Source organism: Chitinimonas koreensis, from assembly GCF_014353015.1.
Taxonomy (GTDB): Bacteria; Pseudomonadota; Gammaproteobacteria; order Burkholderiales; family Chitinimonadaceae; genus Chitinimonas; species Chitinimonas koreensis.
Genome location: NZ_CP060704.1, coordinates 3154122 through 3181113, shown reverse-complemented (window position 1 = coordinate 3181113; position 26992 = coordinate 3154122). Strand labels below are relative to the sequence as shown.

The 26992-nt window shown below is 68.2% G+C and carries 32 protein-coding genes; 24 read left to right on the top strand and 8 right to left on the bottom strand.

Features of this window, described 5'->3' with window-relative positions; all coding sequences use genetic code 11:
- The 24 genes from H9L41_RS13345 to H9L41_RS13230 all read left to right on the top strand — a co-directional run bounded on the left by H9L41_RS13345 (window position 1) and on the right by H9L41_RS13230 (window position 23350).
- Window positions 1-1314 (top strand): phage major capsid protein, encoded by a 1314-nt coding sequence (locus H9L41_RS13345; RefSeq protein WP_308419511.1) that lies wholly within the window; start codon window positions 1-3, stop codon window positions 1312-1314.
- Between the two features lie 58 nt (window positions 1315-1372).
- Window positions 1373-1546, top strand: coding sequence for a hypothetical protein (locus H9L41_RS13340; protein ID WP_157462030.1), 174 nt, complete (start codon window positions 1373-1375; stop codon window positions 1544-1546).
- A gap of 6 nt (window positions 1547-1552) precedes the next feature.
- Window positions 1553-2101 (top strand): head-tail connector protein, encoded by a 549-nt coding sequence (locus tag H9L41_RS13335; protein WP_028446895.1) that lies wholly within the window; start codon window positions 1553-1555, stop codon window positions 2099-2101.
- Window positions 2101-2646 (top strand): head-tail adaptor protein, encoded by a 546-nt coding sequence (locus H9L41_RS13330; RefSeq protein WP_028446896.1) that lies wholly within the window; start codon window positions 2101-2103, stop codon window positions 2644-2646. Before H9L41_RS13335 ends, H9L41_RS13330 begins: the two co-directional genes overlap by 1 nt.
- Entirely contained in the window at window positions 2643-3233 is a 591-nt protein-coding gene (locus H9L41_RS13325; protein WP_187523402.1) for a hypothetical protein, read from the top strand. The genes H9L41_RS13330 and H9L41_RS13325 overlap by 4 nt, the downstream gene beginning before the upstream one ends.
- A gap of 16 nt (window positions 3234-3249) precedes the next feature.
- Window positions 3250-3693, top strand: coding sequence for a hypothetical protein (locus tag H9L41_RS13320; protein WP_028446898.1), 444 nt, complete (start codon window positions 3250-3252; stop codon window positions 3691-3693).
- A 47-nt stretch (window positions 3694-3740) separates the two neighbouring features.
- Window positions 3741-3971 carry a DUF7210 family protein gene (locus tag H9L41_RS13315; protein ID WP_028446899.1) on the top strand — a complete coding sequence of 77 codons (231 nt, stop codon included), beginning with the start codon at window positions 3741-3743 and terminating at the stop codon, window positions 3969-3971.
- Window positions 3972-4030: 59 nt separating this feature from the next.
- Window positions 4031-4804, top strand: coding sequence for a phage tail tube protein (locus H9L41_RS13310; protein WP_051319158.1), 774 nt, complete (start codon window positions 4031-4033; stop codon window positions 4802-4804).
- Window positions 4805-4828: 24 nt separating this feature from the next.
- Window positions 4829-9034: a phage tail tape measure protein gene (locus tag H9L41_RS13305; protein ID WP_157462031.1), complete on the top strand. Its 4206-nt coding sequence runs from the start codon at window positions 4829-4831 to the stop codon at window positions 9032-9034.
- Entirely contained in the window at window positions 9034-9411 is a 378-nt protein-coding gene (locus H9L41_RS13300; RefSeq protein ID WP_028446900.1) for a hypothetical protein, read from the top strand. The genes H9L41_RS13305 and H9L41_RS13300 overlap by 1 nt, the downstream gene beginning before the upstream one ends.
- A 1-nt stretch (window position 9412) precedes the next feature.
- Window positions 9413-12973: a hypothetical protein gene (locus tag H9L41_RS13295; protein ID WP_028446901.1), complete on the top strand. Its 3561-nt coding sequence runs from the start codon at window positions 9413-9415 to the stop codon at window positions 12971-12973.
- A gap of 11 nt (window positions 12974-12984) precedes the next feature.
- Window positions 12985-14088, top strand: a complete 1104-nt coding sequence (locus H9L41_RS13290; RefSeq protein WP_051319160.1) for a hypothetical protein — start codon at window positions 12985-12987, stop codon at window positions 14086-14088.
- Window positions 14079-15092 (top strand): LamG-like jellyroll fold domain-containing protein, encoded by a 1014-nt coding sequence (locus H9L41_RS13285; protein ID WP_157462032.1) that lies wholly within the window; start codon window positions 14079-14081, stop codon window positions 15090-15092. Before H9L41_RS13290 ends, H9L41_RS13285 begins: the two co-directional genes overlap by 10 nt.
- Window positions 15089-15493, top strand: a complete 405-nt coding sequence (locus H9L41_RS13280; protein WP_034607395.1) for a hypothetical protein — start codon at window positions 15089-15091, stop codon at window positions 15491-15493. Before H9L41_RS13285 ends, H9L41_RS13280 begins: the two co-directional genes overlap by 4 nt.
- Before the next feature lie 29 nt (window positions 15494-15522).
- Window positions 15523-16431, top strand: a complete 909-nt coding sequence (locus tag H9L41_RS13275; protein ID WP_028446903.1) for a LamG-like jellyroll fold domain-containing protein — start codon at window positions 15523-15525, stop codon at window positions 16429-16431.
- Window positions 16432-18348: a hypothetical protein gene (locus tag H9L41_RS13270; protein WP_051319161.1), complete on the top strand. Its 1917-nt coding sequence runs from the start codon at window positions 16432-16434 to the stop codon at window positions 18346-18348.
- Entirely contained in the window at window positions 18345-18674 is a 330-nt protein-coding gene (locus tag H9L41_RS13265; protein ID WP_187523401.1) for a hypothetical protein, read from the top strand. Before H9L41_RS13270 ends, H9L41_RS13265 begins: the two co-directional genes overlap by 4 nt.
- Window positions 18675-18683: 9 nt before the next feature.
- Window positions 18684-19361 carry a hypothetical protein gene (locus H9L41_RS13260; RefSeq protein ID WP_187523400.1) on the top strand — a complete coding sequence of 226 codons (678 nt, stop codon included), beginning with the start codon at window positions 18684-18686 and terminating at the stop codon, window positions 19359-19361.
- A 134-nt stretch (window positions 19362-19495) separates the two neighbouring features.
- Window positions 19496-20230, top strand: coding sequence for a hypothetical protein (locus H9L41_RS13255; protein ID WP_187523399.1), 735 nt, complete (start codon window positions 19496-19498; stop codon window positions 20228-20230).
- 9 nt (window positions 20231-20239) lie between these two features.
- The gene (locus H9L41_RS13250; protein ID WP_028446905.1) at window positions 20240-20674 is read left to right on the top strand and encodes a hypothetical protein; all 435 of its coding nucleotides are present in this window, start codon (window positions 20240-20242) and stop codon (window positions 20672-20674) included.
- Between the two features lie 313 nt (window positions 20675-20987).
- Entirely contained in the window at window positions 20988-21788 is an 801-nt protein-coding gene (locus tag H9L41_RS13245) for a DNA adenine methylase (protein ID WP_028446906.1), read from the top strand.
- 73 nt (window positions 21789-21861) lie between these two features.
- Window positions 21862-22374, top strand: a complete 513-nt coding sequence (locus tag H9L41_RS13240; protein WP_157462033.1) for a hypothetical protein — start codon at window positions 21862-21864, stop codon at window positions 22372-22374.
- A complete protein-coding gene (locus H9L41_RS13235; RefSeq protein WP_211236898.1) occupies window positions 22371-22814 on the top strand; it encodes a lysozyme in 444 nt (147 codons plus the stop codon). Before H9L41_RS13240 ends, H9L41_RS13235 begins: the two co-directional genes overlap by 4 nt.
- Window positions 22811-23350, top strand: a complete 540-nt coding sequence (locus H9L41_RS13230) for a hypothetical protein (RefSeq protein WP_051319162.1) — start codon at window positions 22811-22813, stop codon at window positions 23348-23350. Before H9L41_RS13235 ends, H9L41_RS13230 begins: the two co-directional genes overlap by 4 nt.
- Before the next feature lie 26 nt (window positions 23351-23376).
- Here H9L41_RS13230 and H9L41_RS13225 read toward each other — a convergent pair whose 3' ends face one another.
- The 8 genes from H9L41_RS13225 to H9L41_RS13190 form a co-directional block, all read right to left on the bottom strand.
- A complete protein-coding gene (locus tag H9L41_RS13225; protein ID WP_084300439.1) occupies window positions 23377-23553 on the bottom strand; it encodes a DUF3606 domain-containing protein in 177 nt (58 codons plus the stop codon).
- 92 nt (window positions 23554-23645) lie between these two features.
- Complete coding sequence (locus H9L41_RS13220; RefSeq protein WP_028446909.1) at window positions 23646-24002, bottom strand: hypothetical protein; 357 nt, start codon at window positions 24000-24002, stop codon at window positions 23646-23648.
- A 44-nt stretch (window positions 24003-24046) separates the two neighbouring features.
- Window positions 24047-24274 (bottom strand): hypothetical protein, encoded by a 228-nt coding sequence (locus H9L41_RS13215; protein ID WP_028446910.1) that lies wholly within the window; start codon window positions 24272-24274, stop codon window positions 24047-24049.
- A 183-nt stretch (window positions 24275-24457) separates the two neighbouring features.
- Entirely contained in the window at window positions 24458-24733 is a 276-nt protein-coding gene (locus H9L41_RS13210) for a hypothetical protein (protein ID WP_028446911.1), read from the bottom strand.
- An 87-nt stretch (window positions 24734-24820) separates the two neighbouring features.
- The gene (locus tag H9L41_RS13205) at window positions 24821-25063 is read right to left on the bottom strand and encodes a helix-turn-helix domain-containing protein (RefSeq protein ID WP_157462034.1); all 243 of its coding nucleotides are present in this window, start codon (window positions 25061-25063) and stop codon (window positions 24821-24823) included.
- The gene (locus H9L41_RS13200) at window positions 25060-25569 is read right to left on the bottom strand and encodes a hypothetical protein (RefSeq protein WP_028446912.1); all 510 of its coding nucleotides are present in this window, start codon (window positions 25567-25569) and stop codon (window positions 25060-25062) included. Before H9L41_RS13200 ends, H9L41_RS13205 begins: the two co-directional genes overlap by 4 nt.
- A gap of 20 nt (window positions 25570-25589) precedes the next feature.
- The gene (locus H9L41_RS13195; protein ID WP_028446913.1) at window positions 25590-25997 is read right to left on the bottom strand and encodes a hypothetical protein; all 408 of its coding nucleotides are present in this window, start codon (window positions 25995-25997) and stop codon (window positions 25590-25592) included.
- Between the two features lie 118 nt (window positions 25998-26115).
- Entirely contained in the window at window positions 26116-26829 is a 714-nt protein-coding gene (locus H9L41_RS13190; RefSeq protein ID WP_084300441.1) for an autoinducer binding domain-containing protein, read from the bottom strand.
- Window positions 26830-26992: the final 163 nt, after the last annotated feature.

Below are 26992 nucleotides of genomic sequence, written 5' to 3'. Positions count from 1 at the left end.
ATGCCGAAAATGGACATCAACGACCTGCGCCGCGAACGCGCAACCATCAACACCCGCGTGCAAGAACTGGCCGCCCTCGAGGCGGCCGGGACTGCGCTGACGGCCGAGCAACTGGCCGAGTTCGATCAGCTCTCGGCGCGCTTCGCCGAACTGGGCGCCACCATCAGCCGCATGGAACAGGCGGAGCGCATGGCGGCTGCCGCGGCCCAGCCGGTCGACCGGGCGAGCCAGGGCCAGGGCGCGAACGCGCCGCCGGCCTACGCTCAGCCGCGCACGCCGGCCGTGCCCGGTGCGCGCGTTGCCAGCATGGCGATCGCCCTGATCGCCGCCGGAGGCATTCCCTCGGTGGCAGCCGGCATCGCGGAGCAGCGTGGCTACGGCGAAGACGTCTCGATGGCGCTGTCGCAATCGAGCGCCGGCGCCGGCGGCGTGCTGGTGCCGGTCAACCTGGCCAAGGAGATCATCGAACTGCTGCGGCCGGCCAGTACGGTACGCAGTCTGGGTGTTCGCTCGTATCCGCTCATGAACGGCAACGCCACGATCCCGCGTATCAACGGCGGCGCGGTGGTCGGCTACGTCGGCGTCGACAGCGACATCCCTGCGACCGAGCAAAGCTTCGATGATCTGAAGCTGAGCGCCAAGAAGCTGGCCGCCTTGGTGCCGGTCGGCAACGATCTGCTGCGCAACGCCGCCGCGGGCGTTGCCGTCGAGGGCATCGTGGTTGCCGATATCACCGGCGCCATCGGCGCCCGCGAGGACAAGGCCTTCATCCGCGACAACGGCTCGGGCGACCTGCCCAAGGGCCTGCTGTCCTGGGCGCTCAGCGGCAACAAGATCCCGGCCAGCGATGCGTCGACTCTCCAGAAGGTCGAGACGGACCTCAACAAGGCGATCCTCTGCCTCGAAGGTGCGAATTCTCGGCTGCTGGCGCCGGGCTGGATCATGGCGCCGCGTACCTTCCGCTTCCTCGAAGCGCTGCGCGACGGCAACGGCAACAAGGTCTACTCCGAGCTCGCCCAAGGCATGCTGAAGGGCTATCCGATCCGTCGAACCACCCAGATCCCGGTCAACCTCGGCAGCGGCGGCGATGAGTCGGAAATCTACTTCGCCGACTTCGGTGACTGCTTCATCGGCGAGGACGGCACGCTGATGATCGACTACTCGAAGGAGGCGACCTACAAGGACGACGAGGGCAATGTCGTCTCCGCGTTCCAGCGCGACCAGACCCTGATCCGCGTGATCACCCACCACGATTTCGGTCCGCGCCACGTCGAGTCCATCGCGGTGCTGACCGCGGTGAAGTGGGGCAAGTAAACCCTCCATGCGGCGGGCTTGCCTGCCGCCACCACGCACCTTTGAATTGAGGAACGCCATGAAGATCGTCAAGGTACTGAAGCCCTTCGGGCCGTACACGGTGGGCGACGTCGCCGGTTTCGACGACGCGTATGCCGAAAAGCTGATCGGCCAGAAACGCGTCGAGCCCTGCGGCGAAAAGACCGACAAGGCCAAGCCCGGCGGCAAGACCCCGCCGCCGCCCGCGGCGTAAGCGGCCATGCTGGTCCGTGAACCTCTCACGCAGGAAGAGGCCGACCAGCCGCCCGTCGACCTGGCGAAGGCCAAGCAGGCGCTCAAGATCCATCATGACGACGACGACGGCCTGATCTGTTCCTGGCTCTGGGCCGCTGTCGAGATGGCTGACGCCGCGCTTGGTCGTTCGCTGCTGCCGCGCCACTGGGTCCGGCGGCTGGACGCCTTCCCCGGCGGCCGGCTGCTGCTAATGCCGGATGTGCAGTCGGTGGTCGCGGTGCGCTACATCGACCGCGACGGCGTCGACCAGCTGGTGCCGCCGGAGAACTACAGCCTGATCGGCCAGCGGGTGCTCGAGCCATTGAAGTCGTGGCCGGCTGGGCATTCTGTTCGGGTGGGCTTCATCGCCGCCTACTGCGCCAACTCGGCCAGCGTGCCCGACGGGATCCGCAACTGGCTGTACGTGCAGGCCGGCACATTCGATACCACCCGGCAGGTGATCTCGGACAAGCCGTTCTACACCACGACCTACCTCGACCGGCTACTCGACGGCCACCGCTACGAAAGCCTGTGATGCGCATCGGCGAACTGAACACTCGGGCGGAACTGCTCGCCCAGGGGCCGGACCTGCTGGGGCAGGTGCTGCGCGGCGTCTGGGTCGGTTTGACTGGCCGCGATACGGATGACCCGCCGCAGGCCGGGCTGCGCTCGCCGACCGCCTACACCGGCTGGGCACGGTATGCCGTCGACCTGGTCGGCGGCCGCTACCTGCGCATCGGCCCGCGGCTGCTGCGGATCGACGCGGCGGTCGATCACGATTCGCGCCGCACGCTGCAGCGGCTCAGCCTGACCGAGCTGGTCGGCGAGCCGGCGGTGTATCGGCCGGCCGCCGGCGACGATCGGCCGACACGGGTATTCGTGCAGGCCGATGCGCCCCAGCCCGGCAGCGTGATGCGGCGGCCGGAATACCGGCTTCGTGCGGATCTCCCGGTCGTTGAGGTCGGCCGGCCGCAGGCCGGCGAGCAACTGCTCGTCGGCGCGACCACCTACGTCGTTGTCGGCCCCGTCGAGGGCGGTGACGACGGAATCGTCCGTTCACTCTGGGTGCGCACACCATGACACTGAACGTCAGGCTGGAAGGGGCGATCGAGCAGGCGGCCCGCCTGCGCGGCGCCGAGCGCGCCATCGGGCGGATCGAGGCCGAGGCCGTCAACGAGATCGCCGGCGAGGCGCGTAAGGACGAGTTGCTCAAGCCGCTGCGCGAAGCCAGCGGTTTGCCGTCGACCGAGCTGACCAGGCGGGTCAAGCTGGTGCGTGCATCGGCCGGCAACCCGATCGCCAAGATCACCGCCGACAGCGCCGGCATCCCGGCGACTCGGTTCAAGTTTTCGATCCAGGCAATGGACCGGACACGGGGGCGCGTCTTCGTGCCTTGGGTGGGTGGCAGCAAGCTGGTGGCCGGCTTCGCCAACCCTGCCGGCCGGTATCAGTTGCCGCTGCGCACCTTCAACCGAAAGGTCGGAAACCGCGGCAAGGTCTACACCTACGCGATCAAGCGGCAGTACAGCGAGCTTGGCAAGGACGATCTCGACATCGCGCTGGCCCCAGTGTCGCGCGGATGGTGCGGGACCAGATCCGTCTCGACGAGGCTGGCCTCAAGGACCGCATCGCCCAGGCGCTGGCGCGGCGCATGGTCGAAAAGCTGAGCCGGGAGATCACGCCATGAGCGGACCCGAAGCCATCGAAGCAGGCCTGTTGGAAACGCTTCGGCAGATCCTGCCGACCAACGGCTATGAAACCGACCTTGGCGCGCGGGTGTTCGTCGGGCACACCTACACCGACAGCGATCCGGCGCCGCTGATGGTGGTCGGCGACTTCGACGACGAATACCTCGGCCGCGTCGGCGCCGGCGTCCGCAAGGGCGAGGTCACCTTCCCGTTCGAGGTCTGGGTCGACGGCGTCGGCGCCGCGTCGCGGCCGCTGGTGCACCAACTGCTGCGCGACCTCAAGCGCGCCTTCGCCCGGCCGACGTCGGCGTTGCTGCGGGCGACCCAGGGCGCCGACGGCCGTCCGACCCTGCACGTGCGGGCCGACCCGCAGCCAGGTAGTCAGCTGACCCTGATCGAGGCGTCCTACACCGCGGGCTACCAGGAGCAGCTCGGCTAGCGGTGTCAACCGATTGCGCGACGGCATTGCCGGCGCAGGAGCATCCGATGCGAAAAGTATGGATCGAGCTGACCCAGCCCCACGAACACGAGGGGGCTACCGAGCCGCCCGGCAAGCGCCTGGAGCTCTTCACCGATCAAGCCAGTTGGCTGATCGGCCTGGGCAAGGCGGTTGCAGCGCCCGACGACGACGGCTTCGAGGAGGGCGCCGCCTTGGCGGCCGGGCTCGATGACGAGCAGTCGCCGCGCCCACGCGCGCGGCGCAGCAAAGCGCGCTGACCCTTCCGTATTCCCGACCCGGGCCGCATTCGCGGCCCTTTCCTTTTCAGGAGCAGGCAATGTCCCAACTCGTCACCACCGACAACAAGCTCTACAACGGCCAGGGCTCCCTGATCGCCGCCATCGCCATCAACGGCGTGGCCGGCAAGTTCTTCGAGCTGGGCAACCTCGAAAAGCTCGAGGTCACTCTCAAGCGCACCGCGACGCCGATCAAGGAAACGCAGACCGGCCAGGGCGGCACGCTGCGCACCGACTACCACAGCCCCGAGATCGAGATCGCCGCCGATCTGCACAACTTCAACCAGGCGAACGCCAAGCTGCTGCTTAAGTCCGCCGGCAAGGCCATGCCCGCCAAGACGGTGACCGGCGAGACGCTGCTCGACGATCTGATCGCCGGCGACATCGTGCGGCTGAAGGGCGTGAACGTCTCGTCCGTGGTGATCAAGGACAGCGCCAGCTCGCCGGCCACGCTCGACCCGGGCGAGCACTACATCTCCACGCCGCAAGGCAGCGTCAAGTTCCTCGACGTCACCGGCTTCACGCAGCCGTTCAAGGCGGACTACGCGCAGGCGGCGTCGACCTCGATGACCATCCTGTCCGGCAACGAGGTCGAGCTCTGGCTGAGCTTCGAGGGGCTGAACCGCGCCGAGAACATGGAGCCGGTACTGGTCGATTTCTACCGTTGCCAGACCGACCTGCTCGAGAAGATCACCCTGCTGACCGAGACCTCGACCACCTTTCCGCTCAAGGCCTCGGTGCTGCTCGATCCGACCAAGCAGCAGGACGACGAGTACGGCTACTTCGGCCGGGTGGTGATGATCAATCAGCCGTAACGCCGGCAATCTGGAGCGCGCGCCGTGGTGGCATCCGTCGAAATGCTGGTCGCGGCGCGCACCCAGGGCGCCGCCGACCTCGAGAAGCTGGCCAAGCAGTTCGATCGCCTGGCCGCGGTGGCGCGCGAAAGCGGCGACGCCGAAGCCGAGAACTATGGTCGCATCGCCACCGCGTTGGCGGCCGCCGCGCAGCGTACCCGCGACGTCTCGGCGATGGCGGCAGAGCTCGAAGAGCTGGCGCAGGCCGGCCGGGTCACTGCGGCAGAGGCCGAAGAGCTGGCCCTGCAGCTCGGCAAACTGTCCCGAATCGACCAGGCGGTCAACGAATTCCGCGCTTTCGAGGCGCAGAGCAAGGCTGCGTCGAAGGCGCTGGCCGAGCAGCAGGCCAAGCTGCAGGAGGTCACCGATCGTTACGAGGGCGCGCGGCGGCCAAGCCAGCGCTTGACGCGGGAGCTGCAGCAGCAGACCGCGGCGACCGATGCGGCACGCCAGCGCTACGAGCGGCTCGACGCCCAGCTACGCACCGTCAGCGCCGACCTCAACCGGGCCGGCGTCGACGCCACGCAGCTCGCCAGCGCGCAGCAACACCTGTCGGGCAGCTACGCCGAGCTGGCCCAGCGCATGGCATCCCTGCGCCAGGTCGGCGACGCGCGCGAGCTGCTCGGCCTGCAGGCGCACGAAGACCTGGCCGACGAGCTGACGCGCATCCGCCGCGCCTACGAGACGCTGCGGACCTCTGGTGCGCTCAGCCAGCGCGAGCTGGCGCAGGCTGCGCTGCGCACCGAGGAGCGCATCCGCGAACTGCGACGGCAAACCAGCGGCTGGACCCAGTCGCTGAACGAGGCCGGCAGCAGCCTGGCCGGGCTGGCGGCGAGCGGCGCCGGTATCGGCGTGGTGACCAAGCAGGCGATCGACTTCGAATCGGCAATGGCCGAGGTCGCCAAGGTGATCGACGGCACCGACGCGCAAATCGAAGCCCTTGGCGAGCGGCTCAAGCAGTTGTCCACCGAGACGCTGCCGCTCAGCGCCGGCGAGCTGGCCAAGATCGCCGCGGTTGGCGGCCAGCTCGGCGTGCCGACCGAGAAGCTCGAGCGGTTCGTCATCTTGGCCGCCAAGGTCGGTACCGCCTTCGGCCTGTCGGCCGAGCAGGCGGCCGAGTCCATCGGCAAGCTCGCCAACGTCTTTAACATCCCGATCGACGACATCGGCCGCCTGACCGACGCGATCAACGTGCTCGGCAACACGACGGCCGCGACCGAGAAGGATCTGCTCGACTTCCTGACCCGCACCGGCGGCATGGCGAAGCAGTTCGGCCTGAGTGCCGAGGCGACGGCCGCTCTCGGTGCCAGCCTGATCTCGCTCGGCAAGTCGCCCGAGGTGGCCGCCACCGGCATCAACTCGCTGCTCGGTAAGCTGCAGCAGGCCGGCCAGCAGGGACCGGAGTTTCAGGCCTCGCTGGCCCGCATGGGCGTCTCCGCCCAGCAGCTGGCAGCCGATATCCGGCGCGACCCGCAGGCGGCGCTGACCGAGTTCCTGCGGACGCTGGACCAGCTCGACAACCAATCGCGCGCCGAGATCCTGGGCCAGTTGTTCGGCCAGGAATACCAGGACGACATCTCGTCGCTGGTTGGCGCGCTGGGCCAATTCCGCACCGCGCTGGCCGCGGTGTCGGATCAATCGAAGGTGGCCGGCGCGGTCAATACCGAGTTCGCCAAGCGCGCGGCGACCACCGCGAACCAGCTCGAGCTGATGAAGAACGCGCTCAATGTCGCGGCCATCAATCTCGGGACGGTCTTTCTGCCGGTGGTGGTCGATGCGGCCAAGGGTCTCGGCAGCATGGCGGCCGCGATCGCCGACTTCGCCAAGGCGCATCCGCAGTTGGCGGCGATGGCCACCACCGTCGTCACGCTGACCGCGTCGATCGGCGCGCTGCGGCTGTCGCTGCTGGCGATGCGCGTTGCCGGTGTCGGCGCGTTCGCGGAACTGGCTGCGCAGTCCGCGGCGCTGAAGCTGCCGATCGGCGAGGCGGTGAAGCAGGTCGGCCTGTTGAATTCGGCGTTCGGCGTGCTGGCAGCCGGCGTCGCCGGCTACAACCTCGGCGGCTACCTGTCGGACAACTTCGCGATCGCCCGCAAGGCCGGCGTCGCGTTGGTGCAGGTGTTCGAGCACCTCAGTGCGGCCAGCCAGCTGGTGCGCGATGTGATTTCCGCGCCGTTTACCGACGACACCGTCGAGGCGTCGCTTGAGCGCTACAAGGCCCGCGTCGCCGAGATCCAGTCGATCACGGCTGAGATGTACGCGCAGGCCGAGCAAGGCACCCCGGCGCAGATCGAGGCGGCCAAGCAGGCCGCGGCGGCGGCCGAGCAGCAGGCCAAGGCCGCCAAGCAGGCAGCGCAGGCGCAGGTGCAGCTCGGCCAGGCCGCGCAGGCCGCCGGTAAACAGGCGGCCGCAGGCCAGAAGGTGGCGATCGACAAGGCCGAGGAGTTGATCGCCAAGCTCAAGGCCATCCCCGAAACGATTCGGCAGTCTGGCGAAGCCGGCAAGCTGCAGATCCGCGCCACGCTGGGCGACGCGCTCAGCCAACTGACCGACGTCGAGCTGACACGGCTCGCCAAGCGGGCGCGCGAGGAATTCGGCGCGGTGTCGCAGGCCGCTCGCGAGATCGCCGGCGAGGCGATGCGTCGGCTCGGGCTTGACGCCGACCTGGCGCTCGACGGGATTTCGCAGGAATCCCGCCAGGCCATCGCCGCGCTCGATGCGCTCGGCGCCGCCGGCGTCAAATCCGGCGGTGCCATCCGATCAGCGCTGCTGGCCGCGATCGCCAAGGCCGACGGCGCCAAGGCGATCGAGGAGCTGCGGCAGCGGATCGAGGCCTTCGGCAAGGCGGGCGTGCTGTCCGCCGACGCGGTCAAGCAGCGCCTGCTCGAGCTCGAGCAGAAAGCGCGCGAACTGGCCGCCGGCACCGACGAGGTGGCGGCCTCCTTCGCGCGCATGGGTATCAAGACCAAGGCCGAGCTGGCGGCGCTCGCAGCCCAGGCACAGGCCGATTTCAAACGCATCAACGAGTCCGGGAAGGCCGCGCCTGAGGGCATGCTCGAGGCGGCGCAGCGGTGGCTGGAGGCGACCAAGGCGGCCGGCGATGTGGCCGCTACCGGCTTGGCCGAGGCTGCGGTGCGAGCGGCCGAGGTGCGGATGGAGTTGCTGGGCCTGAAGGAAGTGGCTGATGCGGCCGGCAATGCCGGCCGTCGCGCCGGCGAGGACGTGGCCGATGGCATGGCTGCGGCCAAGGAAGGCATCGATTCGACCCGCCAGGCCACGGCGCACCTGGGCGACATCCTCGCGCAGATGCGTGCCTACCAGGTGGGTCTGCGCGACGACTTGGCCCGCCTTTCCGAGGCTGCGGCGGATGCCTTCCAGGAACGCCGTGGCATCGAGTGGAGCGCTGACGCTGCCAGCGACAGCATGCGCAGCCTGGCCGAGCAGGCGCGGGCTGCCTGGGCTGAGGTCGGCAACCTGCAGCAGCAGGCACTGAGCACCGGGAACGAGTTCGGACGGTGGTACGCCGCCGCCGAGGGCCAGGCCGCGGCGGTGCGCGCGGAGTTCCTCGAGCAGGCAGATGCAGCGGAGCGTCTGTCGGCGAGCTACCGAGATATGGATGTGTCGCTGTCCAGCCAGGTGCCGACGCTCGATCAACTGCGCACGCAGTTCAGTCTGCTTGACGACAACCAGCTCGACACGCTCAACGGCGCGCTCGACGGCGCCCGCCAGCGCCTGCAAGCGCTGCAGGACGAGGCGCGCGCTGCCCGGGCGTCGCTACAGGAGATGAACGACCAGTTGCAGGACGAGCTCGACCGCGCGGCCGGCAACGATGCGGCCATCCTCGAGCGGCAGATCGCCGAGCAGAAGGCGCGCATCGAGCAGCTGCGCCAGCAGGCCGGGAGCGACCTCGGCGCACAGCGCGCAGCCGATGACGCGCTGGCCCGGCTCGAAGCCAAGCGCCGCGTCGAGCTGGCCGAGATCGCCGAACGCAAGCGTTCAGGTCAGGCCGACGCGGCGACGTCAGCGGCGCAACCCGCGGCGGGCGCGCCGTCGCGGACCGAGCGGCTGGTGGTCGAGATCGGCGGCAAATCCACCGTGCTGGACAACCTGGCACCGGGCCAGGGCGATCAGGTCAAGGCGCTGCTGGTCCAGATCGCCAACGCGAAATCCGTCGCATTCGGAGGTGGCTGATGCCGTCCCACACCCTCGACAGCCTGACGCTGCCGGATCTGGTCTGGCTCGACGAGCACGACTGGCGACCGGTGGCCCAGACCGAGACCCGCAGCCTCAGCGGCGCGCTGATCGTCGAGACCGGCACGATGACCGGCGGCCGGCCGATCACGTTGGCTGGCGCCGACAACTACGCGCTGACCACGCGCAGCGTGGTCGACCAGTTGCGTGCCATGGCCGCCGAGCCGGGTCGGGTGCTGCACCTGACCCTGGCCGACGGTCGCGCCTTCGACGTGCTGTTCGCGGCCGACGGCATCCAGGCCCGGCCACTGCGGCTGCGGGTGGCCTACCAGGCGACCGACCCGTATTCCCTCACCCTCAATTTCCGGACCGTGTGATATGCCCATCCTGCAAGGTGACCTGCAGTTCGTCCGCCCCGAGCGCCTGGCCGACGACGTCGACGGCGGCGGCGCCGCCACCGGCGTGCTGATCGTGCCCGGCGAGGAGAACAATGTCTTCGACGACATCTCGCCGCACTCCGACCGGGTGACCGGCAATGTTTCGCTGCGCAAGGTATTCGCCAGCGTGCGGACCGAGGACCCCGACCCGCTGTTCAAAGCCATGCTGACGGTCGACGAGCCGCCGGCCGATCCGCGCGTGGCTGTAACGCTGTTCACGACGTCGGACTGGTTCGACCGCCGTGGCGCAGCGCGCGACCGGGTCGAGCGCTACCTGGCGCGCTCGGTGCGCTGGTCGGGCAACCTGCTCGACACGCAGCTCGAGGGCCAGGGCACGATCGCGATCATCCAGCGCGAAGAGGTTCCGCTGCCCAAGGTCGGACAGGTCTTCGTCCTCGTCAAAAACGAGGGCATCGCCGGCGAGTTCGAGCAGTACGTCAGGGTCACGCGCGTCACGGCCGTGATTCGCGAGTTCACCGTCGACGTGTCGAGCGGCGGCAACCCGATCACGGTGCGGCGCCGCGTGGTCACGTGCGAGCTGGCCGACCCGTTGCGGGCCGATTTCCCGGGCGCGCAGCCGTCGCCGTACGACACGGCGGCCGGAGCCAGCATCCGCGAGACGGTGGTCGCCAACGCCGCGCGCTACTACGGCGCCAGCCGGCTGGCCGAGGCCGCCGAACCCGGCGCCTACCGCGTCCGTGTCGAATCGATCTACTCGCAGCTGGTGCCGAGCGCCCAGGTCGAGACCGCGCTGGTCAACCTCAACGCGGCCGGCCAAGTGGCGCCGATGGTCGACTCGGGCGGCGGCGAGATCGCCCTCGAGGTGTCGGCGCCGGTCGGCCCCGGGCAGGTGATCTACATCGGCAGCGGCCTGCTGCCGGGCGCCACGCGGGTCGAGTATGCCGGCCAGACGCTGGTCGATGCCGGCGGCGTGCTGCAGCTGGCCGGCGCCACCGTGGCCGCCATCGACTATGGCCGCGGCACGCTGACATTCAACGCGTCTGCGCCGGCCTGGTCCGGCCTGAAGACGATCCGCACCCGCTTCGCCACGCAGATTTCGCGGCTCGGCAACAGCTACTCGCAGCCGGTGACGGTCGAGTCGCGCTCGACCCGCGTCGTGCACACGCTGGTGCCGATCCCGGCACCGGGCGCGCTGACGCTGAGCTACCGCGTGCAGGACCAGTGGATCGACCTGCAGGACAACGGCCTGGGCGAGCTGCGCGGTAGCGACGCAGCGTTCGGCGCCGGCCACATCGACTTCGAGACCGGCACGCTCGACTGCACGCTGGGTGCGCTGCCCGACGTCGGATCCGCCATCGTGATGACCTGGGGCACGAAGGTCACCACCTTCAACCGTGCCGATTTCACGGTGCCCGGCGCCGCGGTCGAGCTCAGCCTGCAGCTGCCGGACGGCAAGTACGCGCAGCCCGGCTCGGTGACGGTGACGTGGCCGGATCCGGAGGGCGGTGCCGACCTGAGCGTCACCGACGACGGCGCCGGCGCCCTCGAGGGCGATGCGACCGGCACGGTGTCCTATCTCGACGGCCGAGTGCGGCTGCTGCCGGCGCAGCTGCCGCTGCACGGCACCGAGTACGCCCTGGTCTGCAGCTACTACGACCAGCCGCCGCAGGAGCACGCCGTGCCGTCGCTGCCCGCACCGGTCGGCGGCTATGTCGAGATCCCACTGCCCCACACCGGCATCGTGCCGCGCTCGGTCAATTTCGCGCTGTGGGTCGGCCAGACGCCGGCGCCGTGGATCAGCAACACCGACGTCAAGCTGATGGTGCGCGACGACGGCGATGGTGGACTGATCGGCGCTGACGGCGATATCGACTATGCGACCGGACTGCTGCGCGTCGCGGCCTCGCAGTTCGCGGTGATCGCCAGCCGCACGGTCGAGATTGCCGGATGGGGCGGCGGTGCCAGCGGTGGCAGCGCTGCGGTGACCGGCATGAGCTATTCCGGCCAGCCCTGCGCGGTACTGCGGCTCGAGGGCCTGCGCTACCTCAACGCCAGCGGCGTCGAGGCACACCCGGTGACCGCCACCGGCGGCCTGTCGCTCGACCTGACGCCGCGCTACGCCGAGCTGATCGTCGCCGGCTCGGTGCGGTTCGCGCTCGGCGGCCAGGTCTACGCCGACCGCACCGGCAGCCTGTACTACGCGCTCGACCCGGCCACCGGCGCCGGCACGCTCGGCGGCAGCATCGACCGCAGCACCGGCCGCGTGCTGCTGACCGCCTGGACGCCGGGCGCGGCCAACACGGTGCAGCTGCAGAGCCTGCTGACCGAGGTCGGCGGCCAGCCGGTGGCCGACGCCCAGTTCCGCGTGCCGATGGCACCCCTGCGGCCGGGTCTGTTCAACTTGGTTGCCGACGCCTTCGACGGCACGGGCACGCTGTCGGTCAACGCCGGCAGCGATGGCCTGCTCGAGGCGACCGGCATCCAGGGCCAGGTCGACGCACAGACCGGGCTGGTGTACCTGCGCTTTGGCCGGATGGTGACGGCGGCCGGCAACGAGTCGGAGCCGTGGTACGACGCCGACGCGGTCGACGGCGACGGCATGATCTGGCGGCCCGAGCCGCGCGAGGCCAGTAGCGTGCGCTACAACGCGGTGGCCTACACCTATCTGCCGCTGTCGGCGGACCTGCTCGGGCTCGACCCGGTGCGGTTGCCGAGCGATGGCCGGGTGCCGATGGTCCGCCGCGGCGACGTGGTGTCGATCCACCACACCGCGCGCACGGCCTTCGCCGGCTCGGTGCCTGGCGCCACGGTCGACGTCGAGCGCGAGCGGCTGGCCGAGCTGCGGGTGGTCGATGCCGCTGGCCGATACCTGCCGGACGACGCCTACAGCGCCGACCTCGACGCCGGCACGGCCGAGCTGGCCGACCCGCTCGACCTCGAGGGCTACACCGTGCCGCTGTTCGCCGAGCACCGGGTCGAGGATATCGCGCTGGTCAACGACGTGCAGATCAACGGCGACTTGAGCCTGCTGCGGCCGCTGACGCATCACTACCCGCTCGGCGAGGCGGTGGTGTCGAGCTGCCTGCAGGTCGGCGATCTGCGTGCCCGGGCCACGCCGCCGTTTTCGCAACAAACCTGGCTCGGCACTTGGTCGGACGCCGTGCAGGGGCCGGGCACCAGCGCGCAGTACAACCACGCGCTGTACCCGGTCGAGTGCGGCAACCTCGGCGCGATCCAGCAGCGCTGGCGGATCGAGTTCACCAATAGCACCACGTTCAAGCTGATCGGCGAGCAGGTGGGCGAGGTCGCCACCGGCAACACATCGACCGATTTCGCGCCGCTCAACCCGGTCACCGGCCGGCCCTACATGGTGGTGCGCGCCGCAGGCTGGGGCGGCGGCTGGGCCGCCGGCAACCTACTGCGCACCAACACCATTGCGGCGTTCTACCCGCTCTGGCTGGCTCGGTCGGTCGGCATCGGGCCGGCGACCGGCGACAGCGATGCGTTCCGGCTGCGCCTGCTCGGCGCGGTGGACGCCTGACAGGACTCGACATGGCATCCATCCCCGTCAAATGGTTCGATTCGCGCTGGACCGGCGCGCCGGTGCTCGACGGCACGGCCGGCAGTCTGCTGGCCGTGCTCGACGCCTGCCTGGTCGACGGCTTCGGCTTGTCCTCGCTGGACAGCCTGAGCCGCAGCGGCACGGTGGCGACCGCTGTGCGCTCGGCCGGCCATCCGTTCCGCGATGGCGCCGTGATCCGCATCGCCGGCGCGCAAGCACCCTGGAATGGCGACTGGCGCGTGCGCAACGTCACCACGACGAGCTTTCAGTTCGACGTGCCCGAGGACGTGCCGGCGAGCGCGATCGGCAGCTTGACCGCCCGGGTGGCGCCGTTGGACTGGGAGCGGCCCTATGCCGCCACCGGCAAGGCCGTCTACCGCGCGACGGCCGGCAACCGCTGCTTCCTGCGCGTCGACGACGGCGGCGCCCAGGTGGCCGCGCTGCGCGGCTACCAGACCATGGCGACCGTCGACAGCGGCACCGGACCGTTCCCGGGCGACCTGCAGTCGGCCTTCGGCGTCTCATGGCGAAAGAGCACGAGCGCCGGCGCGCGGGACTGGGTGCTGGTCGGTGACAGCCAGGCGTTTTGGTTGTTGCCTGCATGGGCCGACGGTGCGCCGCTGTACGGCTTTGGCGAGCTGGCCGAGCGCAGCCTCGAGGATCCGTACGCCACGCTGTTGATGGGGCACGATCAGGCGGCGCCGGCGAGCGCGAACGCAGGGCTGTTCGGCGGCCAGCTCGGCGTCACCGATGGCCGCTGGCTGCCGTGCGCCTGGTGGGGCGCCGGTGCGCCGCTGCGCGGCAGCTTCGCCGGCTCGTCGGTCAGCAGCACGCTCGGCCGCGGCGGTTATGCGTTCCCGGCTGGCCGCGACACGCTGCTGGCGCTCGGCGCGCTGCAGTTGGCCGAATCCGGCGCGCCGCGCGGCACACTGCCCGGCGCGTGGCAGGTGCTGCATTCGGCGCCGCTGAGCCACGGCGACCGGCTCGACTGCCGCATCGGCGGCGGCTACCGCCAGGTGCTGCTGCTGGCGGTCGACGTCGACGGCGGCGCGCCGGGCCGGTTGGCGCTCGACCTGACCGGGCCGTGGCGATGATGGCCGCCTGGGATGGCCTGCGGGCGGCGCTGCGCGACGCGCTGCTCGCGCTGGCGCCGATTGGCTACTGGCCGCTCGACGCGGCCGACGCCGGCGGCATCGCGCGCGACGACAGCGGGCACGGCCTGCACGGCGCCTATGTCGGCGCCGTGCCGGGCGCGACCACGCTGTGGCATGGCGAGGCGACTGCCATCGGCATCGGTGGCCAGATCGAGATCTCGGTGTCGCGGCCGCCGGCCTGGACGCTGGCCGCGCTGGTGCGCAGCGGTGGCGGGCGGCTGCTGGACTGGGGCGTGTGGCTGCGCCTCGGCGATCCCGTCGAGGCTTGGCTCAACCCGGGGGCGTTCCCGGGTGGCGGGCTCGGCGAGTTCGGTCCGCTGCCGCTGGAATTCGATGCCGATGCGCTGCTGCTGGTGCGTAACGACGATGCGACCGGTGTGCTGTCGGTCGACCTGCTGCTGCCATCCGGTGCCGGCCGCCGGCTGAGCTACGGTGGCGCCAACACGCCGGCCGAGCTGCTGGTACTCGGCAACCGGCCCGACGGCGGCGAACCGCTGGCCGGCGCGCTGGCGCAGGTCGCGCTGTACGACCGCGCGCTCGACGACGACGAGGTGGCGATGCTGCGCGCCGGGTTGTGTGCGGCGCTGGCCGGCCTCGGTACGGCCGGCGCCGCGGCATCGCTCAGCGGCCGACCTGCACTGCAAGCGGCTGGCCGGTCCGACCTGCGCCGCGCGCATTTCGGCGTCGGTGTCGGGCCGGCCGTGCTGTCCGGCACGCTGAGGGTCGGCGCCGTCGGCGACTACGCAGCCCGCACGGTCCGGCTGTACCACCGCGTCACCGGCCGCTTCGCGGGAGAAACGCGCAGCGACGCTGCCGGTGCCTGGCGCCTGGCCGCGCTCGACCCTTCCGCCCGCTACGTGGCTGTCGGCCTCGACGACGAGCCGATCCGCTACGAGGCCGACGCGGCCGACCAATTGATCCCCACTCGCGAGCCCAGCTCATGATCGAGTATGTCCCTGCACTGCGCATCGCGCGCGCCATGGCGATCCGCGCCGCGCTCGATGCGGCCGGCAGCGCCGGCGCGCTGGCCTTGTACGCCGTCGACCTCGACGAGGGCGAAGCGCCGGCCGAGCCGGCGCTGATCACGTTGCCGCTGCCGTATCCGTGCGGCACCGTCGACGCCGACGGCCTGCATATCGCCGCGCTGACCGAGACCGCGGTCGCGCACACCGGCCAGCCGATCACCGGCCGCCTGTTCGACGGCGCCGGCAATCCGGTGGCCGATCTCGACGTCGGCGACCAGTCCAGCGACGCCTCGCTGCGGCTGCTGGTCGACGGTGGCCCGGACGGTGTCACCCTGTACGCCGGCGGCCTGCTGGCGCTGGACGGCATGAGGCTGGCGTGATGTCGGGCGATCCGCGGTGGAGCGATGTGATGGTGTCGCTGCCGTTCAGCAGCGATTTCAGCGACCGAAAGGGCAACACCTGGTTGCCGCACGACGGCGCTTGCACGGTCGAGGCCGTGCCGTCGGTGCCGGGCGGGCCGGCGTTGCGGCTCAACAATGCCGCGACCTACCTTGAGGCTGCGACCGTCGGCGACCTGGCGATCCCGCCCGGAGAGGGGTTCACGGTCGAGTTCGATTTCTACGCGATCAGCTTGCCGGGCTATGCCGCGGTACTGACCAATGGCGCCGCCGGCGCCGGCGACGACAACGACCCGGTCAATGGCGGCTTCGGCGTCGGCATCCGGTCGGACGGCGCGATCAACTTCGGGATCGGCGACTACAAGGCCGGCGCGGCCTACTTCAATACGGTCACCACGGCGGCCGGGCTGATCCTGCCGGGTAGCTGGTACGCGGTGGCGGTCGAGCACTACGGCGACCGCAAGGCCGAGGTGTTCGTCGGTGGCGCGCAGGTGTCGTCGACGGCATTCAGTGCGACCAACAACTGGGCGACGGTGACGCCGTACGAGGCCGATGTGCTTGGGCTGCGCGTCGGCTCGCTGTGGGGGCCGTACTACACCGGGCTGCGGGTCAACGATTTCCTACTGCGCAACCTACGCCTCACTCGCCACGGCGTGCGCTACGGCGCCGACTACACCCCGGCCGGCGGACCGTTCCCGGGGCCGGTGTCGGTGTCGGGTACGGTGCGGGATGCCGCCGGCGACCCGGTGTCGCGGTTGGTACGGGTCTACAGCCGCGACACCGGGCTGCTGCTCGGTGCCGGCCTGTCCGATCCAGTCACTGGCGCCTATAGCCTGCCGGCCGATGTCGGCGAGTTGACGGTGGTCTGCTACGACGACGACGGCAACGCCCAGGTCTACGACCACGTCACGGGGGTCTAGATGGCCTACACGCCGCCCTCGGGCGGTGCAGTCGACTTTGCCGTCGACGGCGCTGCCTATTCCCCGCCGGCCGGTACGGCGGTCGATTTCAATCTAGGCCATGGGCTGGCGCTACACGCGGTGGCCGATGCCGTCGCGCTGCCCGTGGCCGTGTCCGCTGCCCGGCTGCGCCTGCGTGCGGTGGTCGATGCCGCGGCTGCGCTGGCTGTCGGCACGTCCACGTTGCGCTGCCGCGTAACCTCGGCGGCGTCGGCCGGCGATCTCGCCGTCGGCGACGGAACCTACGACCACGCGGTATTCCGCGGTCCGGCCGCCCGCGCCGCCAGCGCGTGGCGCGACGCAGCGGCGGGCGCGCGTGCGCTGCCTGCGCCGTGGCGCGGCCAGCGCCGGACCGGATCCAGCAACACCCCGGGTTGGCGCGACGCGGCCCGCCTAGGGCGGACAGCGCCGGCACCGTGGCGGGGCATGGTCGTTGTCACGGAGCGCGCCGGCTTGGCATGGCGCGAGGCTGCGGCCGTCGACGGTCGACTGGCCGCGCCGTGGCGATCCCTGCAACTGCAGCAGGCGCAGGCTGCGGTCGGCTGGCGAGACGGTGCGCCGGTCGACCAGCGCCTCGACAGCGACTGGATCGAGCTGTCGCTGCGGTCCGGGCGTACCGCGCTGGCGTACGCGACCGCGGCGCCTGCTGCGGTCGGGTTGGTCGCGCCGTGCGGATCGGCCCGCGCCATCGAGCGCCGCGCTGCCGTGCCCTGGCAAACAGCGCGCCGGCCGGGGCCGGGTGGTGGCGGCATCGAGCCGCCGGAGCCGCCGGCTTTCGAGGGCCGACCCGACCTGTGGCTGCACCACCGCTGGAGCGTCGCCACCGGCGCGCTCTGGCTCGGCCGGCCCGCCGAGCTGCCACGCATCCTGCCGATCCGGAGTGTCTACATCGTGCTCAACACCGTCGAGATGTACCGCGCCGACGGCGCACCGCTGACGCCGACCGCCGTCGGTATCGGCACGGACCGCGACTCGTGGGCCTGGACGCTGACGGCCAGTTTGCCGCGGGCGCAACTGCCGCTGCTGCAGCCGACGGACGACGGCCCGGCCGAGGTCGTGGTGATCGTCAACGGCCTCAGCTGGCGGGGCCTGGTCGAGGAGATCGACGAGCAGCGCGGGTTCGCCGCCGGCCGCGTCGGCATCCGCTGCCGCAGCCTCACGGCCTGGCTGGCCGATCCGTACGCGCCGCGGCGGCAGTGGACCAGCAGCTCGGCGGCCAACGCGCGGCAGCTGGCCGAGCAGGCGCTGGCGCTGACCGGCTACACGCTCGATTGGGGGGTGCCCGATTGGCTGGTGCCGGCACGGCTGTGGAATATCGACAGCGCCGCGCCGCTCGACGCCGTGGCGCGCCTGGTGCAGGCCGCCGGCGGCATCCTGCAGAGCGCGCCGGACGAACGCGGCCTGATCGCGCTGCCGCGATACGCGAACATGCCGTGGACATGGGCCGATCTTGCCCCCGACCTGGTGATCCCGGCTGCCGGCGTGCGCAGTCTCGGCACCAAGTTCGCCCACAAGCCGGCCTACAACGCGGTGATCGTCTCGGGCGAGTTGGACGGCAACGTCTACCAAGTGCAGTTGCAGGGCACCGCCGGCGACCTGTCGGCCGACGACGTGATCGACCGGCTGGTGTGCGACCCGGCGCCGGCCCGGGCACGCGGGCTCAACGTGCTGGCTGACACCGGGGCGCAGGCCGAGGTGACGCTGGCGCTGCCGCTGTACGCCGAGCTCGGCCGGATCACGCCTGGGCTGCTGCTGCATTTTGGCGAGGGCCTGCAGAGCTGGCGCGGCCTGGTGACGGGTGTCGATATCCGGGCTTCGGTCAGCAATCGCGAGCTGCTGATCGAGCAGGCGCTCACGCTCGAAAGGCACTACCCATGAGCAACATCTGGCAGACCTTCCGTGCGCTGACGGCTGGCCCGCCGCGACTGCTCGGCAGCGTGGCGACGGTGCACGGCGACGGCACCGTCACGGTCGAACTGGTCGCCGGCGGCACGCTACGGGCGATTGGTGAGGCTGAGGCCGGCGCGCGGGTGTTCGTGCGCGCCGGCAAGCTTGAAGGCGCCGCGCCGACCGGCATAGCGGTGCTGATCGAGATCGAGATGCCCGACACACCGCCGCCGGCGCCCGAGCCGTCGATGCGGCTGGCCAGCGGCGGCTACCTGCTGCTCGCCTCGGGCGGCCGGCTCCGCCTCACCTCCCTCTGAGAGACCGATATGGCAGACGATAAGCAGCTCGGCGCGCTCCCGGCCGCCGAGTCCATCACGGGTGACGAGCTCATGTACCTGGTGCAGGAGGGCGTCGACCGGAAACTGACGCTGGCCCAGCTGCGCAGCCTGTTCGCCCTGGCGACCACCCTGATCGACGGGCTGATGAGCAAGGAGGACAAAGCAAAACTCAACGGCGTCGCGACCGGGGCTACGGCCAACGCGACCGACGCCTATCTGCTCGACCGCGGCCACCACACTGGCACGCAGGATGCAGGGACGATCGCGGGCCTGGCCCTGGTTGCGACGTCGGGAGCCTATGGCGACTTGATCGATCCACCGACGATTCCGTCGGCAGCCGCCGACGTGGGAGCGGTCGATGCCGACGACGTCGGCGTCACGGTGTGCGACCTATCGGGCGGGAAGGTGCCGTCGAGTCGAATGCCGAGCACCGATGCGGTGAGCGAAGGGTCGACGAATCAGTACTTCACCGGTGCGCGCGTGCGGGCCGTCGCGCTGACGGGGCTCAGCACTTCGACCGCGACGGCGGTTGCGGCGACCGACACGGTGCTGACCGGGTTCGGCAAGCTGCAGGGGCAGATCAGTGCGCTGTCGCCGCTGGCGGGACGGGTAACTGGGCTGATGTCGGATCGAAGCCGGCCAACGTCGTTGCCATCGCCGGGCTGACCACGGCGGCGAACCTCGCGACGTATTGGACCGGGTCCGGCACGGCGTCGACGTACACGCTGACGTCGTTCGGTCGGAGCTTGTCCGGTGCGGCCGATGATACGGCGGCGCGCACGACGCTCGGGCTCGGCTCAATGGCGACCCAAGGCGCGGGCGCCGTGGCGGTCACGGGTGGCACGATCAACGGCACCGCGTTCGGCGCAACTACCGCCGCTTCGGTCAGGGCGACCACGCTGCAGACCACCAGTACGGCGGGCATAGGCGTGCCGTCCGGCACGACCGCGGCGCTGAACGTCGGCGGCACGATCACGAGCACCGGGACGACGAATTACGGTGTTCTGGTCAACAACACCATCACGTCCAACGCCACCTCGGAAGCGCGCGTCTTTGCCGCCGTCACCAACACGCAGGCCGCTTCGTGGACCTGCACCACCGTGATCGGCTACGACGCGTTCGGCGTGGTGACGCTCGGTGCTGGTTCCGCGATCACCAATCACTACGGCTTCCGCGGCCGGGCAACGATCGCCAATGCCGGCGTCACCAACGCCTACGGCATCTCGCTGGAGCTGGCCGCTGCTGCCGGTTCGTGGAACCTCCACGCAAGCGGCACCGCGCCCAACTATTTGGCGGGCGACCTGCGGATCGGCACGACCAGCCAAAGCGGTAGCGCACTGTTGACCGTGAATGGGGCGGCCAGCTTTGCCGGCCCAATCCAGTTGCCCAGCTACACCGTGGCGACCGTTCCCGCTGCCTCGGCCAATGCCCGCTCGAAGATCTGGGTGAGCAATGCCGCGGCAGGCGCCCGCGAATACGTCAGCAACGGCACCAACTGGGTGCAGTCGGCCGACGCCACCACTGTTCTGTCCTGAGGAATGCGCATGTTCCGCTACGAGATCCTGATCCGATTGAATGAGGCCGGTGTCGTCGGTGCACACCAAGTGTTCGCGGCGAACCAGCTTCATCCGTTCACCGGCGCGCCGTCGACCTTGGTCGGCGACGCGCAGCCGCTGGCGGTGGAGCCGGGCAACGGCTTGCCCACGCTGGCCGAGGCCTTGGGCGAAGGCTGTGCTGTCGCGCTGACGCACAACGAGGCGCTGCGATCCCAGGTTGTCGCGCTACAGGCTGAGCGCGACGGGCTGACGATCAAGGTCGACGAGCTGTCGCAGCAGCTGTGCGACGGCCAGTTGGCCCTCGATCAGGTCCGGCAGGCGCTGGAAGACGCACGGATCCAGCTGGGGACGCTGACGGCGCAGCTTAACGTCGAGGTGGCGCGAAGCGCGGCGCTGCAGGCCCAGTTGCAAAGCGCCGACTGACCTTCTTACCGTGCAGCGTGCGATCCAGATCATGCGGTCGCACGGCCTCGAGCCGATGCGCTCGAAGCGCGGCTCGCCGCCCTAGAGGCAGCGGCATGAGGAGTCGCACGGTGGTCGATCAACTGCAGCCGATCTAGTCCACTACGATGCCGAGTATTTAAAGAGGGGCGACCGGCCAGTGCGCTGCAACGCACTGTCCGGCCATCCAGTCCGCAGAGTAGCCTGCGAGCCAAACCGAGGCCCCTGCCGTCTAGCTAGAGGCGTGCGGGAGACTATCGGAAGCGGCCTAACGCCACAACAGGCGCGCAGATCCATGCAACAAGCGACACCCATCATCCCGTGGTTGGGCGGCAAGAGCCGCTTGGCCGACAAGTTGATTCCGCTGTTCCCCGACCACCAGTGCTACGTCGAGCCGTTCGCCGGTGGCGCGGCACTGTTCTTCAACAAGCCTTACCGCGCGCAGTCCGAAGTTCTCAACGACATCAATCGGGACTTGGTCACGCTGTATCGATGCGTCCAGCATCACCTCGATGAATTCGTGCGGCAATTCAAGTGGCTGCTCACCTCGCGCGAAACGTTCGAGACCCTGCAGGCCACGCGACCGGAAACTCTGACCGACATCCAGCGCGCTGCGCGCTTCTTCTACCTGCAGCACAACGCCTTCGGCGGTCGCGTGGCCGGCCAGACCTTCGGTACGGCTACCACGCAGCCGGGCTGGAGCATCACCCGCGTCGAGGAACAGTTGTCGGCGGCGTGGTACCGGCTGGCCGGCGTCTATATCGAGCATCTGCCGTGGCAGGAGGTCGTGCGGCGTTATGACCGGCCGCACACCTTTGTCTACGCCGACCCGCCTTATTGGCGGACCGAGGGCTATGGCGTCGATTTCCCGTTCGATCACTACGTCGAGATGGCGGCGCTGATGCGCGACATGCAAGGGCGCATGATGGTCAGCATCAACGACCACCCGGACATCCGCGCCGCTTTCGAGGAGCACCACGTGCTCGAGCTGGAGATCAAGTACAGCTGCGGCCGGGCCTCGGGCGATCGGCCGGTATCCGGCGAGCTGGTGATCACCAACTGGGATCCGGCGGCGGACGCTGGGCTGTTCGGATAGCTGTACAGGGAGAGACGCCAACAACTTCAACATCGCCCCGGGCAGTGCTCGGGGCGTTTCTTTGGGATGTGCGATGGCCGAACCTTCATTGATCCCGCCTGATTTGCCGCTCTGGAAGTTACTGCTGGCGGCGCTGCTCGGTGGTGGGGCAACCAAGAGCTACGACGCTTGGCGTCGCATCCGCGCTGATAGCCGAGCCGATCGGCGCGCGGACCTAGTCGACGATGGAACCAAGGCGTTGCTCGATGAGCTCAACGCTGAAATCAGGCGCCGCGGCGAGGTGATCGTGGCGCAGGCCGGCGACATCGAGCAGCTGCGTCGGCTGCGCATCGATGCCGAGCAGCGCGCCCTGGATGCCGACAACAGCCGGGCCGGCTTGGAACTCAAGGTCCAGCGGCTTACCACCGAGGTTGCGGGTCTGCGCGACGAGGTCGCGAAATTCTCCCGTAGCGCGGATCTCCTGCTGGAAGTGGTCGACCACCTCCTACATGGGACGCCGCTTCCCGAAGATGCCGATACCCAGCGTCTCCTGGCGCTACTGCGCCGGCGTACGGCGGAACCCTCACAACCTGGAATCCCATCATGACTATGAAAATTTCGCAGCGCGGCCTCGACTTGATTTGCAGGTTCGAGGGGCTGCGTTTGACCGCGTACCTTTGCCCGGCCGGTGTCCTAACCATTGGTTACGGCCACACTGGGCCGGATGTGCACGAGCGCATGACGATTACCGAAGCGCAGGCTCGGGCGCTGCTCGAGGCCGACGCGAATCGCTTCGCCGCAGAGGTGGCCGACATGCTGACCATCAATACGTCGCAGGACCAGTTCGACGCGCTCGTATCGTTCGCCTACAACGTGGGCGCGCCGAAGCTTCGCGGGAGCACGCTGCTGCGCCGCCACAACGCTGGTCGCTTTTCCGATGCTGCGTCTCAGTTTGCCGTTTGGAACAAGGCCGGCGGCAAGGTACTGGCTGGCCTCGAGGCGCGGCGGCGTGACGAGGCAATGATGTACCGTGGGGTGTGGCGATGAGCTGGCGGGATCTGATTTCGAAGGCGGCGCCGCTTGCCGGCGCAGCACTGGGCGGACCGCTCGCCGGTATGGCCGTGAGCGCGATCGCCGACGCGCTCGGCCTGCCGGAGCGAACCGAGGCGGCTATCGCGGCCGCGGTAAGTGTCGGCGACGGCACACCCGAGCAAGTACAGGCGCTGCGCCAGGCTGACTATGCGTTCGCGCTGCGCCGGCAGGAACTCGAAGCGAACTACGCCATCGACCTGGCCAGGATCGATGCGGCCGACCGCGCCGGCGCGCGCCTGCGCCAGCAGGCAACCAGCGACAACACGCCGCGGAACCTGACGTACCTGCTGACGCTGATGGTGTTCGCGATCGACGGCTGGGTGATCGTCAACGGCTATCCGCATGCCATTCCCGGCGAAATCGTGGGCCGGATCCTGGGCGCACTCGAGGGCGCCTGGCTGATGGCGCTCGCGTTCAATTTCGGCACAACCCGAGGGAGCTATCGCAAGACCGAGCTGCTCGCTCAAGCGCCGTCGATCGAGTCGCGATAACGGCGCGGCTAGGCCGCGCCGCACATTCACTTACCCAAGTGCCGACGGACGTCGACAACCAGCGGGCCAACGGCTTTCACTGCAGCGCGCAGTGTCGCTTCGTTGACGCCGAGTTCCTTGGTCCAGTACTTCACTTCCCAGTCCTCGTTGACGTTAATTTTCTTCGGGTCTGCTGGCTGCTTAATGCCAAGGTTGTCGCTCATGAGATTCCTCCTGGTGAAATTGCCAAATGGCAACTAATCACTAAGGACGAAAAACTGTATGCCGGCAATTGTGCTTAGGTAACAAGGGGTGGTTACGATTGAGTGCTCTGCAAGCGGCGCACGGCCTTGATGATGCCGGCGGACAGGCCGCCGTCCCCGAGGTCACGCAGATAGTCTTCGACGTCCTGCGGTAGCGTCACGTTGCGCCGCACGTCACCGATGCTGGGTCGGCCACCGCCTGGGCGGGCTCCGCCGTGCGAACCCTTGCCGTCGAATCGGTGGTGGGCGACCGGCTTGCCGTCCTGATTCATCACGGCAAGTATCGGGCTACCGATCAATTCAGCACGGTCCAGCAGTGCATCGTAGGCGGCCTGAGCGACGGCTGGATCACTGGTGTTGGTCTTATCGCTGACCGATTGGTCAGGGTGCCGGAGATAAACACGGAACATAGCGGGCTCCAGAAGAGAGGCCCGCTATGGCGGGCCGTTGTTCTTTATTCGTCGGCGATAACAAGGACGACACTGATATCGCCAATCAAGCCTTCCTTTGCAACTTCTGCTGCACCCGCCGCTTCTGCCTCTTCTGCGGTCTTGAAGCTGCCCCAGGTGATGGGCAGGCTGGCTTGCCCGTCCTCGCTGATCCAGTAGGCGACGTATTCGCCGATGTTGATGTTGCCGCCGTTGAATTCGTTGTTGGCTTTGGTGATATCGATGGTGTTCATGATGTTCTCCTAATCGAGACCCGGAACCCGCCGGGACGGTGGTTTGCTTTGCGTGCATTCCATGGTTTGAATATTACACCTTAACCAAGTGCTGGCAAATTGGATTTTGTGTATAAATTAACCGTCTGTCGGCGGGTTGCCAGCGGCGGACAGCGCGCGGCGGATACCCTCGCCGACGTTGCCTCACATGCCGTAGATATCGCGGCCTTCCAGGCGCGCGGCGCGCTTTTCCGCCGCCACTTGCTTCCGATACGCTTCGACTTCCGGGCGGGCTGCGATGAGTTCGGCCAGCTTGTCGGCGTGGGGTTTGGCCTTGAGCCAAGCTTTCGATCCGGGGTAAGCGCCGCGGGAGTCGGACATCTCGAGCAGCGAGGTGTAAGCGTCATTGAGCGCTTCGAGCGACGCCGTGTTCAGGTCGATTTCGACTTCCGCACACCGTTGAGTCGAGAAGTATTGCATTTTGGTGCTCCTGCCTGCTGCCGGAGGCGTCGGCGGGCTGCGTTGCTGCATCCCATAAGTCGTATTCTATTCTACTTAATAATTAAGTCAATTCTCCGGTGGACCGTCTGTCGGCACTATCTCCGTCTCGCCGTAGGGCGCCAGTCCTGCCATCAGCGCGGCGCACGCCAGCGCCGTTCGACGGTCGATATGGACCGCTACGCCGGTGGTCCAGTCGGCGCCACGTTCCAGCCGTTGATAGGTTGCAAGCGTCACGCCGAGCGCGGCTGCAGCCGCGCGTTGGCTGTAGCCCATTTTGTTCCGCCAATCGAGAAGGTCAGCGGTGGTCATGAGGCCGACTCGATGCCGACGTTGCGGGTGATCCAGGCCCAGGCGACACATCGTTCGAAGTCGCCCATCCAACGGGCCGCTTCCGGATGTTGTTGCAATACGGGATACAGCGCGACCGCACACCACGGTGCGGGTGGTCGTTGAGACTTTGGGTGGACGAAGGGTTGCTGCATCAGCATCTCCCATAGTGGTATGGCATGTCGGCTCTTGGTGGCGACCCCGAACGTCAGCAGCGGTGTGGTGCGCGTGGGCGGCTTACCGAGCACAAAGGGGCCGTCCGGCCCGTACACCGTGACGATCAGTGCGCCGTCGTGGGATAGCAGGTGGGCGGTGTAGTGTGCCCATTCGGGCACCGGCAGCGCGACAGGATCGCCTGGCCTGCGATCGATGGCGGCGTGCTCGAGGACCCATGGTGCGACGACGGCCATCGTAGCTTCCGCGACCTCGGCTCGATCACTGCGGCGGTTGTGGCTGGTGGTCAGGGTGTAGTGATTGAGGTAGGGCATCAGCGGCTCGACTCCCGTGATCAGGCAAAAACGACCATGGCGATCAAATCGCCGTAGGCGTAGCGCACCCAGTTGACCAGGTTGTGATACTGCGCGGGCAGTCGGGTGTTCTCGGCCTCGATGCGGGCCTCGGGTGACATCTCCGCGGTGGTTGCACCTTGGACATATGTGTCGTCGGCAACTCGATCGGCGCGGGCGGCCTTGTACCGCGCTTCGAGGGCATCGCGGACGTGGGCCTGCTTGCGGCGGGTCAATTGCTCGGCCGTTTCGGGAGCGTCGCCGAGCAGCTGGCGAAGCCCGGCATCAAGATCAATGGCTGGCAACGGCGAGAGGTTCAGCGCAACGATCAGTGCATCTGCCGCGGCATCGACGGCGGCATGCTGGAGACGGAGATTGCTGGCGTAAGCGGGGTTTTGTCCTAGGTACATTGTCGTGCTCCTGCCTGCTGCCGGAGGCGTCGGCGGGCTGCGTTGCTGCAGCCCATGAGCCGTATTCTATTGTACTTAATAATTAAGTCAACAGAGGCGACGGCCGCTCGTCGGCAACCTATATGGCGCCAATATTCCTTGCTAGAAAGGCGGCGGTTCGAGGATTTCCTACACCTAACTTTTGAGCGGCACTACGCAGTTTGGCTTTGACCAGGTCTTCGCCGAGGCGCAACTTGCTTGGCAACTCGTGCTGCTTAAACTTCTCGGCCAGAAGTTGTAGTAAAAGCTTTTCCGTTTTGTCGAGTGCACTTGATAATTCAAAGCGCGTATCGAATAGCGGAATAACTGATCCAGCGAATATCTGCGCAAAACGTGTCATGTCACCCAATCTGCTTTCTATTTGCTTAGGTGTTCCGTCAAGCTCTTTCCCGATATCAAACGATATGGTCATTCTTCGGCCTTCGCCTAATAGAAGTGGAACTATTAGCCCGGATCGAACCCCGTAATGGCTTCCAACTTCATAAAGATCGGGTGCGTCTCTATATGTATCTTGTCCCCAGTGAAATGGGGTTGGGTTGCGTATCTGGATTTGACGTAAAACCGGGTCGCGTTCCGCAATGTTCTCGATATCGCCGAAATCCATTTCGGGGTGATTTGTAATTATCGAAAAATGTTCGCCCGCACCTGGGTCCGTTTGTGCGGCGGGATTGAGGTAGACGATTGTGCGTCCATCAAATCCTAGCTCGCGGGCAAATTTAAGAGATGCTTCGCCTATATCGGCTTCATTCTCAATGCCTGCGAGGTCCAGTGCGAGCGAACTAAAGTTTGGCATATTTCTTCTCTAGCGTATTAGGTTATGTACCCTTAACAATCATGAAAAGGTACGCTGCCAGGGATTCGGTCCACGATGCGCTCGCGGCTGTGGTCGGTGCAGCTTGAGCGGCGGTTGCGAGAACGAATGCGGCAATAATGGCAGACTTCTTCATTTTGTGGCT